Origin of the sequence: Spirosoma arboris (assembly GCF_009754945.1) — a bacterium.
Taxonomy (GTDB): domain Bacteria; phylum Bacteroidota; class Bacteroidia; order Cytophagales; family Spirosomataceae; genus Spirosoma; species Spirosoma arboris.
This window is the reverse complement of the sequence record NZ_WPIN01000013.1, coordinates 195532-212799: the sequence shown is the minus strand read 5'-3', so window position 1 is coordinate 212799 and position 17268 is coordinate 195532. Positions and strand designations below refer to the sequence as shown.

At 45.3% G+C, this 17268-nt stretch carries 16 protein-coding genes; 13 read left to right on the top strand and 3 right to left on the bottom strand.

Going from position 1 to position 17268, the window contains the following annotated elements:
• Window positions 1-44 precede the first annotated feature (44 nt).
• The 11 genes from GO755_RS28520 to GO755_RS28470 all read left to right on the top strand — a co-directional run bounded on the left by GO755_RS28520 (window position 45) and on the right by GO755_RS28470 (window position 11409).
• Window positions 45-383 (top strand): PadR family transcriptional regulator, encoded by a 339-nt coding sequence (locus tag GO755_RS28520; protein WP_157588718.1) that lies wholly within the window; start codon window positions 45-47, stop codon window positions 381-383.
• On the top strand, window positions 371-3016 hold the full coding sequence (locus tag GO755_RS28515) for an ABC transporter permease (RefSeq protein WP_227687119.1): 2646 nt from the start codon (window positions 371-373) through the stop codon (window positions 3014-3016). Before GO755_RS28520 ends, GO755_RS28515 begins: the two co-directional genes overlap by 13 nt.
• Window positions 3017-3019: 3 nt before the next feature.
• Complete coding sequence (locus tag GO755_RS28510) at window positions 3020-5626, top strand: ABC transporter permease (RefSeq protein ID WP_157588717.1); 2607 nt, start codon at window positions 3020-3022, stop codon at window positions 5624-5626.
• A 64-nt stretch (window positions 5627-5690) separates the two neighbouring features.
• Window positions 5691-6389, top strand: a complete 699-nt coding sequence (locus GO755_RS28505; RefSeq protein WP_157588716.1) for a hypothetical protein — start codon at window positions 5691-5693, stop codon at window positions 6387-6389.
• Between the two features lie 219 nt (window positions 6390-6608).
• Window positions 6609-6815: a hypothetical protein gene (locus tag GO755_RS28500; protein ID WP_157588715.1), complete on the top strand. Its 207-nt coding sequence runs from the start codon at window positions 6609-6611 to the stop codon at window positions 6813-6815.
• Between the two features lie 108 nt (window positions 6816-6923).
• A complete protein-coding gene (locus GO755_RS28495; protein WP_157588714.1) occupies window positions 6924-8096 on the top strand; it encodes a S41 family peptidase in 1173 nt (390 codons plus the stop codon).
• A gap of 409 nt (window positions 8097-8505) precedes the next feature.
• Window positions 8506-9465: a site-specific integrase gene (locus tag GO755_RS28490; protein WP_157588713.1), complete on the top strand. Its 960-nt coding sequence runs from the start codon at window positions 8506-8508 to the stop codon at window positions 9463-9465.
• 21 nt (window positions 9466-9486) lie between these two features.
• Window positions 9487-9897 carry a hypothetical protein gene (locus GO755_RS28485; RefSeq protein WP_157588712.1) on the top strand — a complete coding sequence of 137 codons (411 nt, stop codon included), beginning with the start codon at window positions 9487-9489 and terminating at the stop codon, window positions 9895-9897.
• Window positions 9894-10397, top strand: coding sequence for a hypothetical protein (locus GO755_RS28480; RefSeq protein ID WP_157588711.1), 504 nt, complete (start codon window positions 9894-9896; stop codon window positions 10395-10397). Before GO755_RS28485 ends, GO755_RS28480 begins: the two co-directional genes overlap by 4 nt.
• Before the next feature lie 67 nt (window positions 10398-10464).
• Window positions 10465-10881, top strand: a complete 417-nt coding sequence (locus GO755_RS28475) for a UPF0158 family protein (RefSeq protein WP_157588710.1) — start codon at window positions 10465-10467, stop codon at window positions 10879-10881.
• 21 nt (window positions 10882-10902) lie between these two features.
• Complete coding sequence (locus GO755_RS28470; RefSeq protein WP_157588709.1) at window positions 10903-11409, top strand: integrase core domain-containing protein; 507 nt, start codon at window positions 10903-10905, stop codon at window positions 11407-11409.
• Window positions 11410-11880: 471 nt separating this feature from the next.
• Here the strand turns inward: GO755_RS28470 and GO755_RS28465 are convergent, their stop codons facing one another.
• Window positions 11881-12369, bottom strand: a complete 489-nt coding sequence (locus GO755_RS28465) for a hypothetical protein (protein ID WP_157588708.1) — start codon at window positions 12367-12369, stop codon at window positions 11881-11883.
• A 188-nt stretch (window positions 12370-12557) separates the two neighbouring features.
• Between GO755_RS28465 and GO755_RS41035 the strand changes: the two genes are divergently transcribed.
• Together GO755_RS41035 and GO755_RS41620 are read left to right on the top strand one after the other, a co-directional pair.
• Window positions 12558-12731 (top strand): hypothetical protein, encoded by a 174-nt coding sequence (locus tag GO755_RS41035; RefSeq protein ID WP_198174967.1) that lies wholly within the window; start codon window positions 12558-12560, stop codon window positions 12729-12731.
• Between the two features lie 44 nt (window positions 12732-12775).
• Window positions 12776-13369 carry a DUF6273 domain-containing protein gene (locus tag GO755_RS41620; protein ID WP_157588707.1) on the top strand — a complete coding sequence of 198 codons (594 nt, stop codon included), beginning with the start codon at window positions 12776-12778 and terminating at the stop codon, window positions 13367-13369.
• Window positions 13370-13859: 490 nt separating this feature from the next.
• On the opposite strand, the gene GO755_RS28455 is transcribed toward GO755_RS41620, so the two are convergent.
• Both GO755_RS28455 and GO755_RS28450 read right to left on the bottom strand, forming a co-directional pair.
• Window positions 13860-16406, bottom strand: coding sequence for a hypothetical protein (locus tag GO755_RS28455; RefSeq protein ID WP_157588706.1), 2547 nt, complete (start codon window positions 16404-16406; stop codon window positions 13860-13862).
• Window positions 16403-17236 carry a toll/interleukin-1 receptor domain-containing protein gene (locus GO755_RS28450; RefSeq protein ID WP_157588705.1) on the bottom strand — a complete coding sequence of 278 codons (834 nt, stop codon included), beginning with the start codon at window positions 17234-17236 and terminating at the stop codon, window positions 16403-16405. Before GO755_RS28450 ends, GO755_RS28455 begins: the two co-directional genes overlap by 4 nt.
• Between the last annotated feature and the right edge of the window lie 32 nt (window positions 17237-17268).

Genomic DNA, 17268 nt, shown 5'->3' with positions numbered 1-17268 from the left:
AACAAAGCCCTTGGATGGCCGAACTGATCTGACCGATTTACGCCATGAAACGAGCTTTTTTAGGAGAACTGGAAGAAGTTGTCCTGTTGACGGTGGCCGCGCTGCAGGAACAGGCTTATTGCGCCTTGATTACCCAAACCATTGATCAGCAGATGGCTCGAAGCATCAGCTTTCCCACTGTCCACACCACCCTGCAACGGCTGGCAGAGAAGGGCTTTGTCTCCTCTCAGATGGGAGGAGCCACCGCCGAACGGGGTGGGCGCCAGAAACGGTTATTTACCGTCACGGCGGCAGGGCAGCGGGCCTTGCTCGAGTGTCGGCAGGTGCGTAGCCAATTATGGGATCAGATTCCAACTTCAGTAGTACAGTTATGGGGAGCTTAACTGAGGGGGAGGAACGCTTCCCAAAGCCACCCCGCTGGTGCTGCGGCATTCCGACTGAGTGGTTAATGAGCCGCTTCAGCCCGCCTGGATTTGAAGATGAGCTGCAAGGTGATTTGCTGGAAATGTACGTCTACTGGGTGAAGACAGTCGGTTTGTCCAGAGCCCGCTGGCGATATGCACTCGCGGTCCTGCGGTTGATTCGCCCCTTTACCAAGCCTACGACTAAACAGTCTAATGACTACTCTCAACCCTTTCTTTTACATCCAGTTATGATACGAAACTACGTTAAAACTGCCTGGCGACATTTAGCCAAAAACAAGTTCTATACCCTCATAAATATAGCGGGGTTAACCCTGGGACTAATCTGTAGCCTTTTTATTATGGTATGGGTGGCCGATGAAACCAGCTATGACCGCTTTCATCAGGACAGCGGCCAGCTATACCAGGTGTGGCGCAATTTTACCACAGACGGAAAAATAGATACCTGGACATCCCTGCCGGAGCGGGTGGCAGAAGCCCTGCAAACGGGTTACCCGGAAGTAGAAGACGTAGCGGCATCGATGCTGGACCAGCAGTTTATTGTCACAAGCGGCAATACCAACTTCCGGGAGAAAGGCGGTTACGCAAGCCCGGGTTTCTTTCGCATCTTCTCGTTCCCTTTCCTACAAGGTAACCCACAAACGGCCCTGCAAAGTCCGGGAAATGTGGTTATTTCGGCCAGCACTGCGGCCAGACTTTTTGGTGCCGACTGGCGGGCGGGCAGACCGCTTATTGGCAAAACCATAACGGTTGACCATAACCGGCAATGTACCATAACCGGCGTTGTACGCGATGTGCCCCAAAACTCTACTCTACAGTTTGATGTGGTACTGCCTATAGCGGCCTGGATACAGCAGGATGAAGACAGATACAGGAGCTGGGGGTATATGTCTTGCGCCATTTATGCCAAACTGCAAAAAGACGCTTCTTTACCGGCTTTCAATGCAAAAGTGGCCGATATTATGGCCAAGGCGGGCTGGGAAGGTACGCAGCTTTTTTTACAGCGTTTTGGGGATATTTATCTGCATGGCACCTATAAAAACGGGCAGCTTGCCGGCGGGCGCATCGACTATGTAAACATCTTTTTAGCCGCTGGCGTGTTTTTGCTGGTGATCGCCTGTATCAACTTTATGAATCTGGCCACGGCCCGTTCCTCGCAACGCGCCCGTGAAATTGGCGTGCGTAAAACAATGGGTGCCCAACGGGTATCACTCATCGTTCAATTTATTCTTGAATCCACGGCCATGGCCTTTATCGCCTTCCTGCTAGCGCTGGCGCTTATGGTAGCCCTGCTGCCGTTTTTCGATGACCTTACCGGCAAAAAAATTGCCTTAAACAATTTGAATGCTGGTTTCCTGCTGGGCATGATGGGCACTTCTCTGATTGTCGGCGTCGTATCGGGAAGTTACCCGGCCCTCTACCTTTCTTCGTTCAGGCCGGTCATTGTGCTGAAGGGGAGCCTTAGCAAGCAACAGGGCACGGTTTCCATACGCCAGGGGCTTGTGGTATTCCAGTTCATGCTGTCTATACTGCTCATTGTATCGACTATCGTGGTGTACCAGCAGCTCACTTATATCCGCACCATTAACTTGGGCCTGGATCGTGCCAACCTGTTATATGTGCCGCAGGAAGGGGCGCTGAAAGACAATGCCGAGGCCTTGATGCAGGAATTAGGAAAGCAGCCCGGCATTGAAAGCGTAACCACATCCGGCAACAACCCGCTGGGTAAATCAACCAATACGCTTGCCGTAGGATGGCGTGGAAAACCGGCCGATAACAAACAACTCTTTTACATCATATTCGGCAATTACGATTTTGTGAAAACCATGCACATGCAACTGGCTGCCGGGCGCGATTTCACCAGGGACTTTGGAGCCGATTCGCTGAACTTTATCCTGAATGAAGAAGCCGCCCGGATGATGGGCAAAGACGTGCTTGGCAAACGGATAGAGGTGTACGGGAAACAAGGGCAGGTAGTGGGTATCGTCAAAAACTTTAGCATGACCTCCCTGTATTCGCCTACCGTACCAGCCATCATACCACTTGCTCCAACATCTACGCGCTACCTTTTTGTCCGCACGGAGCCTGGAAAAACCAAAGAAGCCCTGACAAGCCTGGCGAAGGTATGCCAGGACTTCAACCCCGGCTATCCCTTTGATTATTCCTTTGTTGACCAGGAGTTTGAGCAGGCTTACCGCACGGAATCGGTTATGGGCACGCTGGCCAACCTATTTGCCCTTATTGCCCTCTTTATTTCCTGCCTGGGCCTGTTTGGCCTGGCCGCCTTCACGGCCGAGCAACGCACCAAAGAAATAGGCGTTCGCAAAGTGCTGGGCGCATCGGTCACTAACATTGTTGGACTACTCTCAAAAGGTTTTCTGAAACCAGTTCTGGTCGCAATTGGGCTGGCCAGCCCCATTGCCTGGTGGGCCATGAACCAATGGTTACAGGACTTCGCCTATCGCATCACTATTGAGTGGTGGGTCTTTGTGCTAGCGGGATTAGTGGCCGTGGGTATTGCGGTGTTGACGGTCAGTTTTCAAAGTATTAAAGCGGCCTTGGTGAATCCGGTCAAAAGCTTACGCAGCGAATAAGCCATGAACATCAACATCCGCCCGCCCGGTTGGGCTGAGTGGTTAATGAGCCGCTTCAGCCCAACCGGATTTGAAGATGAGCTGCAAGGTGATTTGCAGGAAATGTACGTCTACTGGGTGAAGACCATCGGTTTACCCAGAGCCCGCTGGCGATATGTGCTGGCGGTGCTGCAATTGATTCGCCCGTTTAGCTGGCCCAGAACTAGCCAATCGAATGACTATTCTCAACCGTTTTTTTTACATCCTGACATGCTACGAAACTATTTCACAGTCGCCTGGCGGAACCTATGGCGGCATAAGCTATACAGTCTAATCAACATTGGTGGGTTGGCACTAAGCCTGACGAGCACTGCCTTTATCGGATTGTGGGTCTACGACGAACGGTCTTATGACTCGTTTCATGACGATGCGGATCGCATTTACCGCGTCGCCAAAGATTTTGTAACACGCGGTGGCATGCGAACGCCTGATGCAACAACTCCGGCGGCATTAGCCCCTGCTCTGCAGGCCGAATTGCCTGAGATACAGGCTGTCACCCGTTTATATCCTAATTGGGGCCAAAAGTACCTGGTTAAACGAGGTGACCAACGGTTTTATGAAGAAAGAGTCTATCGGGTTGACGCTAACTTCTTTAGCATTTTTAGCTTCCCTTTTGTTGCTGGGAACGCGCAAACGGCATTGACCACGCCTACCTCGATTGTCCTGACGGAATCAGCCGCACGCAAATATTTTGGGGACGAAAATCCGATTGGCAAACGACTCGACCTAGATGTAAAGCCGGGCGATTTCGTCGTAACGGGTGTACTGGCTGACATCCCTTCGAACGCTCACTTTCGGTTTGATTTTTTGATTCCGCTACGCACGTTAGACGCAACGCTCAATTCAAATTGGAAAACCTATGTTTTTTACACCTACGTCAAGTTGAAACCGAACGCTAATGCCGAGCGCTTCGCAGCCAACTTGCAGTCGTTGTTCAAACGCCATCAACCGGACGATTTAAACCAATTCTATAGTCAGCCACTAACCCAGATTCATTTAACCTCCAAACTCAAGTGGGAATTGGCTCCTAACGGCGAACAATCGTACGTGCGTATTTTATCCTTTGTGGCCCTGTTCGTACTGATTGTGGCAGCCATCAACTACATTAACCTCGCCACAGCACGAGCCGCCCGCCGGGCGCGGGAAGTAGGGGTGCGGAAGGTAGCAGGGGCCCACCGTCAATCGTTGATTGGCCAATTTTTAGGCGAAGGAATTTTGTCGGCGCTGATGGCGGGACTAGTAGCCATTGGGTTACTGTTCCTACTCTTACCCGTTTTCAATCAATTCGTTGAAAAACAACTAAGCTTATCGAACCAACAAGGCTGGATGGTTAGTCTATTGGTCATTCTTCTAGCGAGTGGAACCGGATTGCTGGCCGGTATCTATCCGGCTTTGGTGCTTTCCTCCTATGAACCCGTACACGTTTTGAAAGGGCAACATTTGCCAGGTAGCGCGTTCAGTCGGTTACGACAGGGGTTGGTTACGGGTCAGTTTGCCGTGTCAGCAGGACTCATTATTGGCACGATCATCGTTACCCAGCAATTGCATTTTCTGCGAACTAGCTCGCTGGGTTTTGATAAAGATCAGGTCATGGTATTACCTAACATTGACGGTCTGACCAACCTGGACGTTCTTCAGCAAGAACTAGCAGCCTTACCAGGCGTTGCTAAAATCGGTGCTGCTTCGGATGCAATTGGCTATACCAACTCGACTATGGGGATGGCCCTAAAAGGAACGGATAAAGGAGTAGCGGTTAATTACATAACGGTCGACAACCAAGGGTTGGCTGTGCTGGGTATACAGCTCAGGCAGGGACGACTCTTCTCGACTCAGTTTCCATCAGATTCCTCTACTTCCCTGCTGGTCAATGAAACAGCCGCCAAACAATTAGAATTAAATCATCCTTTGGGGAGCATCCTTAATACGAATCTACAGGGCGATTATCGAACCGTGGTTGGTGTCGTAAAGGATTTTCATTATTCGTCCCTGCACCAAACGATTCAACCGTTTGCCTTTATGCTGGGTCGGCAAAATTTATCGAATTTGTTGGTCAAACTGCGCTCATCCGACGTAGAAGCAACGATTGAGGCTATTCAACACAAATGGGAAGCCTTAGTCCCTGACCGACCATTCAGTTACTCGTTTATCGACGAACGGTTTGCCGCTCTGCATCACGCTGATACCCTTTTTGAGCATATTTTTACCGGCATTACGCTAATCGCTCTATTGATTGCCTGTTTAGGTCTCTTTGCTCTGGCCACGTTTATGACGGAACGACGGACAAAAGAAATTGGTGTCCGTAAAGTCTTGGGGGCTTCTGCGCTAAGTATTGTTGCTTTATTAGCGCGGGATTTTCTTCAGTTGGTTTTGTTGGCTACGCTGCTGGCTTCGCCAGGGGCCTACTATTTTATGAGGGGTTGGTTAGAAGGATTTGCCTATAAGATTACCATCGAGTGGTGGGTTTTTGCGCTGGCGGGTTTGCTGGCGGTGGTTATCGCCCTGTTAACCGTGAGCTACCAAAGCCTTAAAGCTGCCCTCATGAATCCGGTGAAGAGTCTTCGATCGGAATGAAGATTTGGACTCATACTATTGCTCAACCCCTAACTCGTATCCCTTACGACTAAACCACAAATTCATGAAAACCAACTTACTGCTAGCCCTTGCCTTGACTATCCTCGTGGGGAGTGCCGGTCTGTGTCAGCCTACTCAACGGAAAATGCCCCTCAATAGCTTAGATGGCTTACTGCCGGTGAAAGCCCAGGTGTCCGTCGAGACCTACCTGGGTAACTCCAGTGTGCGCGTGAGCGATTCCGCTATGGCCAACAACACGGCTGGCCCGGAAGTAACCCACGCCAAAATCAGGAATCTGCGGTTTCACAACGGCACCATTGAAGTGGAACTGGCCGCTAAGCCGCTGGCGACGGCGGGTGAATTAGCCCGGGGCTTTGTGGGCATCGCCTTCCGAATGGCCGACGACGAGTCGAAGTTTGAATGTATCTACCTGCGGCCCACCAACGGTCGGGCCCAGGATCAGCTTCGGCGCAATCACTCGGTGCAGTACGTTTCTTACCCCGACTATCCCTGGCAAAAATTACGGAAAGAAACTCCGGAAAAATATGAGTCGTACGTGGACTTAGTGGCGGGCGAGTGGACGAAGATTCGGATTGAGGTGCAGGGCGATAAAGCCCGGCTGTACGTCCACGGGGCTAGCCAGCCCAGCTTGATTGTCAATGACTTGAAGCACGGCCCTGACCAGGTGGGGGCCATTGGTCTGTGGATTGGCTACGGCACGGATGCCCATTTTGCGAATTTGGTTGTCACTCCCAAAAACTAATACCCCTATTCCCCGTTCCATAACGATCAGTTCAGCCGCTGGAACCGACTGGAAAGCTATAAGTCACCCTCAGGCAATGGCCATCTTACAAAAAACGAACATATACTGAGATTGATCCGATCAGCGTGTTTAAGCTACCTATCCGTATCGGGCTTGAGGAATCCAGATGTATTTGTTTATTTTATAACTGCTTGATAGGCTAACCTAAATCTAATACCGTTGAAATTCATTATCCATTGTAGTATTATACTAGTCTTCCTATGGGCTTGGGTAGCTCAGATAGATCGGGTATGGATCGAGCCCAATGGGTATAACCGACTGGTAGATAAACCATCCACCTTGTCTTACAGAACGGATTCTGTCGCTGTCCTATTAAGCGCGTTGGACTCCTTTCAGGTAGCGCTGGATACCCGCTGGTCGTACTGATATGCCAATAAAGCCAATTATCTGAAGGCTATAAAGGCACTACGGCAAAAAATTAAATCAGGCATTTCGACCGATCACTTCGCCGTCGAAATTGAAAAAATCGTGGCTATGGGTATCGACGGCCACTCGCGGGTGCGGGGCTATCAGTGGCCCACCGGCGGATGTCTTCCCTTTCTAATCGAAGTCGAAGGGGATCGGTTTATTGCCTTGCAATCCAATCATACAGCTTTTGTAGCGGACGGCTTTCCCTACCTGACTCGGATTGACGGCCGACCCATCCAGCAGTGGATTGATCAGGCGGCTACGCGCGTACCCAAGGGAGCACCCCATTGGATCAGACATCGTTGCGTGGTTCGCTTTCTGGGCCGGCTCGATTACTGGCGCAAGGAATTGGGCCTTCCCCGGAAACAAACCGTTCGGGTTGAATTGACCGATGCAACCGGTCAGCATACCCGGGTCGTAGAACTACCAGTCGCTAAGGCTCCTTTCTCCTATCCGATTTGGCCCCAGCAACCTTCCCGTTTACTGAACAACAATATTGGGTATCTCCGCTTACCAACGATGGAGAAAGAGCCTTCGCTGAAAGAGATAACCACTTGGATGCCTCAATTCCGAAATGCATCAGGCTTGATTGTGGATGTGCGGGATAACGATGGTGGGGATCGTGCCGCCCTTCTATGGCTATACTCCTATCTGGCATCGCCTACGGCACCACCGCATGTATTCACAGCCGCTGCTTATCGGCTTCATGTTTCACGGAACGAAAATCATCTGGCGGGTGGTCCCTTCATGTTTAGGGAAGACGACGCTCAATGGAGCCCAGCTGAGCGGTTAGCGATTGAGGGCTTCAAAAAGAGGTTTAAACCGGAATGGGAACTACCCGTAGGCCAATTTAGCCCCTGGCATTATCTGGCTTTGCGCTCGAGAGTGGACGCCAGTATTTATCATTTTGATAAACCGGTGGTGGTGTTGATGAATGCCAAATGTTTCAGTGCGTGCGATATTTTCTTAGCTGGGCTGAAAGGGGTGAAAAATGTAACGCTGCTGGGTACACCCAGTGGGGGAGGTAGTGGCAATAGTGAGAGCTTTATTTTGGGCGCCACACCCATTCGGCTCACGCTCAGTACGATGGCTTCTTTTCAGGCCAACGGGAGGCTGTTTGATGGCCATGGGGTTCAACCCGATATAGTGTTGGAGGCTGAGCCGGCTTATTATATCGGCGGTTCGGATAGGGTGTTGGAAAAAGCCGTCTCCTTACTAAAGGCTAGCCAAAATAAATAAACTTGGCCTCTCAGGAAACGCCCTATTACTAAGATGGAGATAGTAGATGTCCTAGCAATGCAATTCTATCTAAACTACAGTCTCAAAATGTCATCTCATTAATCAAAATTAAAATCTCACATTTTAGTTGAGTTGATGAGATTGATTTTTCTCTCAAATGACCGCAACGAGATATCTTCTTTCAGCAGAACTACCAATAGCCTATTGGATTCAATTTATGGAAAATCTATAGCAAAGTAATTACATTTTTGTAATTACAAATCAATACTTATAAAAATGCAATCTTGATTAAATAGTTATTGAATTAAGATTATACCATTCTTATTATTACGTCCAATAAACTTTACTTATCGGACATAATAAATAAATGTTATATTTCGGCATGAATTGGTGATTTAGACTCCAAGATATGATACCAACCTCGACAACGACCGACCAGACCGTAGTACTTCGGCCAACCAAAGAAGAAATGGCCCAGCAAACGGCCGCCTTTTTTCAGAAGGGACTCGAAGGGGCAACGAACTCCAAGATCGCCTATGAGTCGGATATCCAGCATGCGACTGAGTGGTTAACTGGAAATGAATTGCCACCGCTGCCCATGACCTCTGCAACCCTGGCCACGTATCTGTCCGATCTGGCCACCGAACATAAGTGGGCCACCGTGTCGCGTCGACTGGCCAGTATTCGTAAATGGCATCGGCTGCACCAGCAACCTGATCCGAGTTTCGACGAAGGGGTTAAAATCGTCTTGGAGGGCATCAAGCGAACCATCGGTACTGAACCGCTCCAAGCCCCGGCCTTCGACCTAGCGGAGTATAAAGGGAATATTCGACTCATGCCGGCCACGCTGACGGGCCTGCGGGATCGGGCGATGTTGTTAGTGGGCTTTTCCTGTGCTTTTCGCCGATCCGAATTAGTCGCCCTCAATCTGGAGGGAGTGCAGTTCACCCGCGAAGGAGCCGTGATTAGCTATGCCGGTAGCAAAACCAATCAATACGGTAAAACCGAGCAGAAAGCCTTGTTTTTTAGTGCTGACCCGGACACCTGCCCAGTCCGGAATCTGCAAGATTATATGGCCATACTAAATCGTGCAACTGGACCACTCTTCGTTCGAATCCGGAAGGGGGAGCAAATCACCGAGGATCGACTATCGGATAAACAGGTGGCTCGTGCGGTAAAGGCTTTTCTGGGACAGGATTATTCGGCCCACTCGCTGCGGGCGTCGTTTGTGACGGTAGCCAAGTTAAATGGAGCCGATGACTCAGAGATCATGCAACAAACGAAACACCGTACCCGCACCATGATTGACCGCTATACCCGGGTACAACAGGTGGTCAAACACAACGCAGCCATGAAGTTAGGTTTGTAAGACACCTTGCTTTTGAACACGATGACGACGAGCGACGAAACAGCTTTGCCAAGACTACTCCGACAAATGGTGGAGGATATCCAGGATCCCCAGTGTAGTTACTGGCTGAAGGCCAATTACTTTGACATTCAGCAACCTACCGAACGATCGGTTACGCGTTGGTGGCAAGCTCCTCTCTATATTGACTATGATGCCCTCTGGAATCCCAACTTCGAGAAGGATGGCTTTCAGATCGATGTCATTCTGAAAAACCAACTGCCCGCTGAACGGGAGCGAATCCGTATTGACTATGCGCAGATTTGGTCATTGGAGCGGATTCATCAGGGCGAAAAGCCCAAATCAGCCCAGGATTGGGTCTTGTTCCATGATTCAGCCAAACTAAAATTTCCACCTGTAGAGGGCGAAGTCGATATAGATACTGAAAATCAATGAAACATCCCATTGAAAAATACAATGTGCAGCAAGCACAGGTGCTAGCCTCACTACCAGAAGGACAACGAGACTATATGGCTCGGATGTTTCGGATCGGGAATGCTACCTACTGTTATTATAATAGGGCCAAGGAGTTAGCTGTCTTTGGACAAGGTGATTGGCAGCCCGATTCCGAACCCGTCGCTTCCAACGAAGACTTACTCGACTGGCTAGAACGGCAACTCGCTCCTCAATCCGAAAGCCGTTCTGCCCGGGAACTGCTCCAGATCTATTTTGAAGAGTATTTAGAAGGCTTACCCCATGAGGGCCTGCGCAGAGCCGAGAAGGCAGGCGGCTTGGAAAAAGCGAAACGGAGCTTTCCGTTTCGGCGCTATGTCCTTGAACGGCACGATATAGGCATGGATGAGTTTCTACGCATAAACTTAAGTGCTGAGGATTATGCCTTTCATCAAGCCAGTGGTCGTATGGACGGAAAGGAATCGTTAACGGATGAAGATTAAGCTTTTATAAGGAACTAGTAATTAAGCGATTGAAGCTATAGCGTTAATTCTAAATTGTAAATTAACCGTGGAAGCGCTGAGTGATGAACAATTAAAAAAAGTGGTTGAGGAGTTGGAAACAGGTATGAAGTGCTATCTACACCGACAAACTGGTGAACTCATCGCCTTTCCTGATCCAGACCAGTTTCCGGACACCGATGACTGGCAACAAGAGATGGATGAGATCGAAGCCCATCCCGACGATTATCTGGAGATTACTTCCATGAGCAGCCGAGAATCGTTTCAGATCATGGAGCGCTTTATTTCAGAGGTAGACTCCCCGCTCTTTCGTAATCGACTACTTTACGCTCTAGATCAGCCCAAGCCGTTCCGACGATTTAAACAGCTGATTGATGAGTCAGGTGAGTATCGGCAGGGATGGTTTGCCTTCCGCCAAAGCCAGACCATCGAGTGGTTACGGGAGCAACTGGCGTTAGAAGATTGATCTCCTAAATACTTATATCTTATGGCCAATCTTTCCCAAGCGAATCTACCCGATTGTTGGATTTTCGACCGGTCAGTCATCAAGTGGCAGCGCAAAACCTATGTAATGGTGGGTGTTATGGACTTGCTAAGTCGTAAATTACTGACCTGGGATCTTTTGCGGCCGTTAAAACCAACGCCTACAGCAACCGTATTGTCATTAGCCATAAGTACTTATGGAAAGCCTCCCGCCTTAGTGGTCGGCATTGATCCAGTTTTCAAAAGCCCAGAAGTTCAAGCGGTTTATTCCCAAGCCGAAGTGTGGCCCGTCGACTTAAGGCAGGGTAAAGCATCCGTGAGTATTTTCATTCGGAGTCTATGGCGTAATCTAGAATGGGAAGGCTTGAGTTGGCGTGAATTAGTGGATGAGGCAAGTTTTCGTCAAGTCGTAGCGGACTGGCTTATTCATTACAACAGCGATCGGCCTCATCAAGCATTGGGCTATCAAGTACCCGATGAACGATGGCGTTCGCTGCGCTATGAGCTTTGATTTTTAACCGTTATTACGAGTAACTATTTACGTAGTTACAAATAGCTGAATCTTTTCAGGATTAGAATTTATTGGCATTGAGGGTTTATTGCGAGTAAAAGCCCGTCAGTAGGTGATGACTCAACGTGAACCAGCGTAAATGTTGTGTAAAGGTGATGAAAAGCAGATTTGACCTTCACTTCAAAGTTCTGTAAGGGGAGAAACGAATAGTAGGCTTAGCAGTAGCGAAAAAATCCCGGCGCTTTTTGCCACTAATTAGGAAGGAGCGTTCTTGCCTTTTGACAAAACAAGAGTAATCGAAAAGGGCATAGAATTCATCGCCTAAAAGTTGTCAGGATGGCAGAAAAAGGAAAACTTAAGAGAAGCTGAAATAAGATGGCCTTATGCAATCTAGGCCGGTTGAAAATTGCCTTGCCAGTCTAAAAAAATACAAACCACAAAAAAGCCCTGAGTAGTCAGGGCTCAATAACGTTACTCGGCATCGGAGGCCTGCTTAGGTTTTCGGCCTCTTGGCTTACCAGTATATGGAACTTTGGCAGCCACTGCCTCAGGGGTGACTTGTAGTTCAAAGGCGGTCGTGCCTTCATACTCGAAAAGACGAATCGTAAAGTCGTATTTCGTTTTAGTAAAATCAACGCCACTCTTTTTCAAGATAAAGGGTAAGGCCAACGTATAACTTTTAGCCGCTTTCTCGAAGACAAAGGTCCCCTCATCGGTATTGCTTGGTACTAAATACAACGATTTAGCTTTGCGCTTGCCTTCGTCCATGCCTACTTTGAAGAATGTTTTGCCTAGATCGACCCCTATATGAGCCACGGTCTTGGTCGGCAAAACGAGTTTACCCACCGTCGAAACGTAACCGGTTAACTTTAGTTTAGCTGGTTTAGTGGCTTTTTCAGCCTTAGCCGTAGGCTGTCGATTCTCAGTGGGCGAAAAAAAACGGATATTGGATGCTTTCATTTACTTGACTTTAAGACTTTTATCAGGGACAAAGGCAGATAATAAACACGGGCCTGCTGACTGATCCGCTGGTAAAGCGGTAGGAAGGTAAGGGCTACTAGCTATTAAACCAGCTCATCCTAAATTAACTAGCAGATTAGTTACTCCAGTACTTCATAAAGAAAAACCACGAGTTCAAGATTGATGACTTGGTAACGCTAATTGACCCGAAGATTGCTCAGGAGTTAGTTGAGGCTAACGGTGAAATTGACTGGCCTGTCCCCGTGATCAGTCAATACGGTGAGCGGGTACATTGCTGGAATAGTCAACGGCGTGAATTTACGATCACCCTCAGTGCGACTGAGATTAAGAAAGTTGACTAACCAGACAGTTACCGCATGATGTTGACCTATCCAATATAGAGAGAATGGTTAAAGATGACATCATAACCTTTGGCCAGTATGCTTGGCAAGTGCTGGCTATTGAGGACGGCCGCAGGGCACTCCTTATTACCCAAGATATATTGGAACTGAGATGGTACCATACTAATTTTGAAGACATTACTTGGGCCAACTGCGCCTTAAGGCACTATCTTAACGAGGCAATTTATACGGCGTTCAGCCAAGGCGAGAAAGCAAGAATCATGGAGATTACAAACCGAAATGATAACAATCCGTGGTTTAACACACCAGGTGGCCAAGACACGACTGACCACTTATTTCTATTAAGCCTGGAAGAGGTTTGCCAGTATTTCGGCGACAGCATCACAAACCTGAGGAATAAAGGGGGGCAGACCTGGGCCATCGATGACGACAATAATAGTAAACGTCAAGCCAGATACGGGGGTGATTTTCATTGGTGGCGGCTCCGGTCACCCGGCTATTACGGACGAACTGGTGCGAGCATCAATAAACATGGCCATGTTTACGTACGAGGTAACGGTGTCTTCGGCAGCCCCAGAGATGGAGGTGGTGTGCGTCCAGCTTTATGGTTGAACTTGGAGGCTCAAATATTGCCCTGATAGCTAATCACACTGCTGTCCTTTTTAATACGATTAACCATTGTTAGTTAGCTAGTTACCTATATAACAAGTGGTTATGCTTAACGCATATTTGTCAGATTTGTATCGTTTGCACAACGTGCGTCATGGCTTTGTTACGAAGACCATTTCATACTCAGACTAACTGACTGGCTGGCAGACAAGCCAGGTTTTCACCGATTATATGGAATAAGGGGGGCGGCCAACATTCGTACGAAATGTTCCACCAGGTCAGCTATATTAGCAAAACAACTCGATTTGGACTGACTGAAAGCTTTCATTAATTAATTGAAGAGTTTATTACCGAAAAAATGGGCTCAAATAATATCAATTTGCTGAGCCTTGGCCAAGTAAAGAAATCGAACGTTTCTTTTAGTGTTCACTCAATTCACCCATCAATAGCTAGGTATCTTTATGGAATAATATTCATGAAACATCTCGTACGGATGTTGGAAACTCCCCTTCACCAAATTTATTTTTCTGCACATATCTTCCTTACTAAAAAATTCAACGAATTTCTTTCTTTAGTTATTAGACGTAGTAATTCTATTTCATTACGGTATACAGAATTTCTAAATTTATATATATCATCATAAACTTCATATTCTGATTTTCTCATTGATTTTAGTTTATCAGACAAACTAACATAAGCATCGCAAGACATTACTATATATTGAATTGAATCATATACGGAGTAATACTTTTCAGATGCATATTTTAAGGTTTTTAACTCAGAATTTAATTTTCTGTAATCTTTTAATTTGTCTGGACAGTATGAATTAAGAAAGGATTCTTTATTGCTTAGTAGAGAATTAAGAACCTTCAGGCTGTCTGATAAATGTTTTAATCTATTTTTTAAGTTTAGTATCCTGGGATCATTGTCGATTAATTTATACAAAGAATCTGAAATAGTATAGCGTTCATATATATCTAAAGAGTTAGTATATGTAGATTTATTGGTAGTAGTATTACATATTTTTTCTATATTTTGTTGAGCATAATAATAGTTATTTATTCGTTTCCATAAGGTATCGTTCTTCGTATTATCATTAATCGCAGATTGTAACATACTTTTTGCAATATTGTGTTTAATCGTATCTACCCCGCTAGTGTATTGTACGCTATCGATCTTAGAGTTTATAATTTTTCTCCAATTAGTTCCTTCTTGCAATGGAGTTTCAAAAAAAATACCTGTAGTGTCGAAAGCAATATAATGAGGGTAAAGTGTAAATTTATCGTAAACAGGTTGTGAAGTTATTTTAGTAACTTTTTCAGATTTAACATATCTAAGTATATCAAATATTTTTATAAAATCATTTACTCGCTTATAGTTATAATTAGTTTTATAAAGAATTGGAGCAATATTGTTAAAAGATGTTGAATCTACTCTATTGTACTCGAAAAAACTAGATTCACCTATTCCTATCATTGTAAAATAAATTTTATTATCAGATATTGACTTAATAGTATTTAAAACAATTTCATCATTATTGTATGAGATTATTACTGGCATATCTGCTACTTTCCAATCTGTAAATCTAGATAAAACATTATTAACTTTATTAATTTCATATTTACTAGGTATTTTATGAGTAATATCTTTAAGAATAATCGGCGCAGTATCTGTATAAATAAGCGAACGGCCAATTGTTAAATTTGCAACAGATGGATGAAGTAAGATATTTCTCTTCTCTCTACCTTTATAATCAGTATAATATATTCCATTGAAAGAGGATGTATTTGCCCCATAAGTAAGGCTAGCTAATCCAATACCTGCTCCCTCCACAAACTTAGAGTCATCGTTCCTATTATTAAAAATGATATCATAAGCAGCGAAAAAATCTTCCAATAATATATTCTTTACATACTTAGGAGAGCCTAATTTGTAGTTAAAAACTAAAGTACCTCTTTCCTCAAACTTGTTATCAACATTAGGTATCCATTGCAAACTATCCAACACTAACTTTTTTAAATTGGGATCTACTTTAACTGTATTACCAAATATGACTCCACCAAACCCCCCTCTTTTGATTTTCATCGCTGAAAATCTTCTTGAAGAATTTGAGCCTGAATAATTTGCTTTAACAAAATTAGAGTAGTGAGTTTGAGAATTAAACGAAGTTGATGGCGGTCTCACGCCACCACCTCTAGGCCCATTACCACGTGGTTTAACACTTGTTGTCGTGGGATCAGAATAGATATTTCCGCTTCTACCACCACTAAAGCCACCACTACCACTGAAGCCACCACCATCACTGAACCCACCACCATCACTGAACCCACCATTGTTATCCATAAAAGGAACGAAATCAGCCTCATAGCGACTGCTCTCAAAAGATTTATTAAGATCGGTTATAACACTTTTGATGTTTGCTTTTTGGACTTTTACATCACCACAACCTTTACAATCAGTTATCCCTTTTTGTAAAGCTTCATTAATATTCCTAGTGTTGCGTTGAATATCAAAAGCTTCATTCTCAGTGAAACCAAAGTGCTTTGTCAAAACCCCATTTATTCCCCCTAACGCATCATCATCAGTGTATTTTGCAATTTTAACAATCACCTTTTTTATATCTACTCTAACTGGTGAAACAGTAGGTAGATTAATTATTTTAGCAAATTGTATTCTAGGAGAGGTAGAAATATTTATTAAACGACTTAAGAGTGGATCTGTGTTAGCGGATTGATATTGTTGGGCAAGGCTTTTTGATAACAAAGCTAAAACCTTTTCTCCACTGCCAGGAGCAGCTTTTTCTGCCGACAAGTAAGCCCATTCTATCTTTCTAACAGTTGGAAAATTCATCCATTGGTTTCGAGCTATATTTGTGGGTATAGTGAAACCCATTCTTTCTAACTCATCATCTACAATACTAGCCTGATTGTATGTATATTTAGAAATAGCTCCGAGGGCTTGGGTATTACTCTTCGAATCAAGTTCTATCGTATTTTGCGCGTGTAATTGCCCCAAAATATTAATAAGTAGCAATATACCCGATAAGCACTTGACAAAGGTTTTCATAAATTATATTGTTTTAGTCTTTGTAACAATTCATCTTTATCTTCTTTAGCACTAGTTGTAAATCCAGAATCAGGTACTGTTAGCAGTAAGGCTGCTAACATTCTAGGTCCGTGTAGTCTTGCTTGCCCTATCACTTTAGCCCAGTAATCGGAAGATGAAAGTTGATAGACCGATTGAAGTGTATGCAGCTCAATAATGGTTGTTTTTGGATCATCAGGGTCAGCTTTTTTCCTAAATCTGTTAGCCTCATTTATCCAAGTTTCAGCTTCATTTATAGGAATTGTCTTACTTATGTTATCAATAATATTTTTAGGAACATCAACCGCATCTACCATTGGATAGGTTGGAAACTCGTGTAGTATATGTGTACTCGATATTTCTATTTGGGTTTTATGAAACAAAATATTTCTAATACCTCTTATAACATCAAGATATGCTTCGTCAACATCGGGCCAATTTTTAATTGGTTTAGCATTTTTAGGTAACGCTTGTATTTTACCAAATGGTGCCGCATTCCAATCGCAAGCTCTAATAATTATTGGAATTATAATAGCTTGTTTTAACTCATGTTTCTCAAGAGCAATTCTAACTTCGATATCATTACAGTAATCAGAAGCTAAAAAGTCTGCACTTATAAGCAACAAAATAATATCTGCCTCAAGTAGCTCCTTTTTTATTTCTTTATCCCACTCTTTACCTGCATTTATCATTCTATCATTCCATAGTTCTATCTCATTATTTCTTTTTAAGGTTGAAAGTTGTTTCTCAATGTTTACCTTGTATTCTTCATCAGAATGAGCGTATGAAATGAAAATTTTAGGCTTATTCATAAAGTAGTATGCGCGGCAGAACTAGTTCAATA